The sequence below is a fragment of the Azonexus sp. genome (assembly GCF_036170495.1).
Classification (GTDB): domain Bacteria; phylum Pseudomonadota; class Gammaproteobacteria; order Burkholderiales; family Rhodocyclaceae; genus Azonexus.
The window spans coordinates 1-3,129 of record NZ_JAVHPH010000267.1; the positions used below are offsets into that span (position 1 = coordinate 1).

1 protein-coding gene and 1 pseudogene are annotated in these 3,129 nt (G+C 54.9%); both read left to right on the plus strand.

Going from position 1 to position 3,129, the window contains the following annotated elements; translation table 11 throughout:
• Positions 1-2,039: DNA-directed RNA polymerase subunit beta (rpoB, locus tag ADADOO_RS09730; protein ID WP_511277097.1), on the plus strand; the 2,039-nt coding region annotated here is incomplete at its 5' end.
• Between the two features lie 21 nt (positions 2,040-2,060).
• Positions 2,061-3,129, plus strand: a pseudogene (locus tag ADADOO_RS09735) (DNA-directed RNA polymerase subunit beta'); the annotation flags it as partial.

Sequence of the window (3,129 nt, forward strand, 5' to 3'; positions counted from 1 at the left end):
ATGACGCAAACCGTGCCTTGATGGGCGCCAACATGCAGCGCCAGGCCGTTCCTTGCTTGCGTCCTGAAAAGCCGTTGGTCGGCACAGGTATTGAACGTACGGTTGCGGTCGACTCCGGCACGGCGGTTGTAGCCCTGCGCGGTGGTACGGTTGACTATGTTGATGCTGCGCGCGTCGTGGTTCGTGTCAATGACGATGAAACGATCGCCGGCGAAGTTGGTGTCGATATTTACAATTTGGTCAAGTACACCCGTTCAAACCAGAATACCAATATCAACCAGCGTCCGATGGTCCGAGTCGGCGACTACATTGCCAAGGGCGACGTAGTGGCTGATGGCGCGTCGACCGATAAGGGCGAATTGGCCCTCGGTCAGAACATGCTGATTGCCTTTATGCCATGGAATGGCTACAACTTCGAAGACTCCATTTTGATCTCCGAACGTGTTGTTGCCGAAGATCGATACACCTCGATCCATATCGAGGAACTGACGGTTGTTGCGCGCGACACCAAGCTTGGTCCTGAAGAAATTACCCGCGACATCGCGTCGCTGGGTGAATCCCAATTGTCACGCTTGGATGATTCCGGGATTGTTTACATCGGCGCCGAAGTCGAAGCGGCCGACGTACTCGTTGGCAAGGTGACGCCGAAGGGCGAAACCCAGCTGACACCGGAAGAAAAGCTTTTGCGCGCGATCTTTGGTGAAAAGGCTTCTGACGTCAAGGACACCTCGCTGCGTGTGCCGTCCGGTATTGCTGGCACGGTTATCGATGTTCAGGTGTTCACCCGTGAGGGAATCGAGCGCGACAAGCGCGCCCAGTCGATTATCGATGAGCACCTGCGTCACTACAAGCTGGATCTTGCTGACCAGATGCGTATCGTCGAACGTGACGCGTTTGCTCGTGTTGAGCGTCTGATTGTCGGCAAGAAAGCCAATGGCGGTCCAAAGAAGCTGGCTAAGGGCGCGGTCGTTGAGAAATCTTATCTTGACGGGATGGATCCACATCACTGGTTCGACATTCGCCTCGCTGATGATGATGTTGCCCAGCAGTTGGAGCAGGTTAAGGATGGTCTTGAACAGGCCCGTAAGAATTTCGATATTGCCTTCGAAGGTAAGCGAAAGAAGCTCACGCAGGGTGATGAACTACCACCAGGCGTTCAGAAGATGGTCAAGGTCTATGTCGCCGTTAAACGCCGTTTGCAGCCTGGTGACAAGATGGCTGGTCGTCACGGTAATAAGGGTGTTGTATCGCGCATTCTGCCAGTTGAGGATATGCCTCACATGGAGGATGGCAGCCCGGTCGATATTGTGCTGAATCCGCTCGGTGTGCCGTCACGGATGAACGTTGGTCAAATTCTTGAAGTTCACCTCGGTCTCGCGGCCAAAGGACTTGGTCACAAAATTGGCGCAATGCTTCGTGCCCAGTCCAGTGCCAAGGAAGTGCGTGGCTTCCTCGATCAAATCTACAATTCGAGCGGCAAGTCAGAGAATCTCGAGGAACTGAATGACAAAGAAGTTCTCGAAATGGCCGGCAACCTGACCAATGGCGTACCGTTTGCAACACCGGTTTTCGACGGTGCCAAGGAAGAGGAAATCAAGGCCATGCTGGCTATGGCCGGCATGCCATCCTCCGGTCAAATGACCTTGTTCGATGGCCGCACAGGTGATGCGTTTGAGCGCCAAGTTACTGTGGGCTACATGCATTACCTGAAGCTGCATCACTTGGTTGATGACAAGATGCACGCCCGTTCGACCGGCCCGTACTCGCTGGTTACCCAGCAACCGTTGGGCGGCAAGGCACAGTTTGGTGGCCAGCGCTTCGGTGAAATGGAAGTGTGGGCGCTCGAAGCTTACGGTGCATCGTATGTACTGCAGGAAATGCTGACTGTGAAGTCCGATGACGTGAATGGTCGTACCAAGGTGTACGAAAACATCGTCAAGGGCGAGCACAGGATCGATGCTGGCATGCCGGAATCATTCAATGTGCTGGTTAAGGAAATCCGTTCGCTGGCGATCGATATCGATCTGGAACGTTACTGATTTAGGGCTGGGAGTTAAACGATGAAAGCATTGCTCGATCTATTCAAGCAGGTAACGGCGGAAGAGGAATTTGACGCGATTACCATTGGTCTCGCCTCGCCCGAAAAGATCCGTTCCTGGTCCTACGGTGAAGTGAAGAAGCCGGAAACCATTAACTACCGTACTTTCAAGCCTGAACGCGATGGCCTCTTCTGCGCCAAGATTTTTGGCCCGATCAAGGACTACGAGTGCTTGTGCGGCAAGTACAAGCGCCTCAAGCATCGCGGTGTGATCTGCGAGAAATGTGGCGTTGAAGTAACGCTGGCCAAGGTTCGCCGTGATCGCATGGGTCATATCGAGTTGGCATCACCGACCGCCCATATCTGGTTCCTGAAGTCCCTGCCGTCCCGTCTCGGCATGGTGCTCGACATGACGTTGCGCGATATCGAGCGCGTCCTGTACTTCGAAGCCTATGTCGTGACCGATCCCGGCATGGTCAGCAATCTCCAGCGCGCGCAATTGCTCACCGAAGAGCAGTATCTGGAGATGATGGAAGAGCATGGCGATGAGTTCGTGGCCTACATGGGCGCCGAAGGCATTCGCGAACTGCTCCGCAATCTCGACCTCAACACTGAAGTCGAGTCACTGCATGCCGAACTCGAAGTGACAGGATCGGAAGCCAAGAACAAAAAACTGGCCAAGCGTCTGAAGATTCTCGAAGGTTTTCAGAAGTCAGGCATCAAGCCGGACTGGATGATCCTCGAAGTGCTGCCAGTGCTGCCGCCGGATTTGCGTCCGCTTGTTCCGCTCGATGGCGGCCGCTTTGCGACCTCCGACCTGAACGACCTCTACCGTCGCGTTATCAACCGGAACAATCGTCTGAAGCGTCTGCTCGAGCTGAAGGCGCCGGAAATCATTGTCCGCAATGAAAAGCGCATGTTGCAAGAGTCGGTTGACTCCCTGCTCGACAACGGCCGTCGCGGCAAGGCAATGACCGGTGCCAACAAGCGTCCGCTCAAGTCGCTGGCCGACATGATCAAGGGCAAGGGCGGTCGTTTCCGTCAGAACCTGCTCGGCAAGCGCGTCGACTACTCCGGCCGTTCGGTCATCG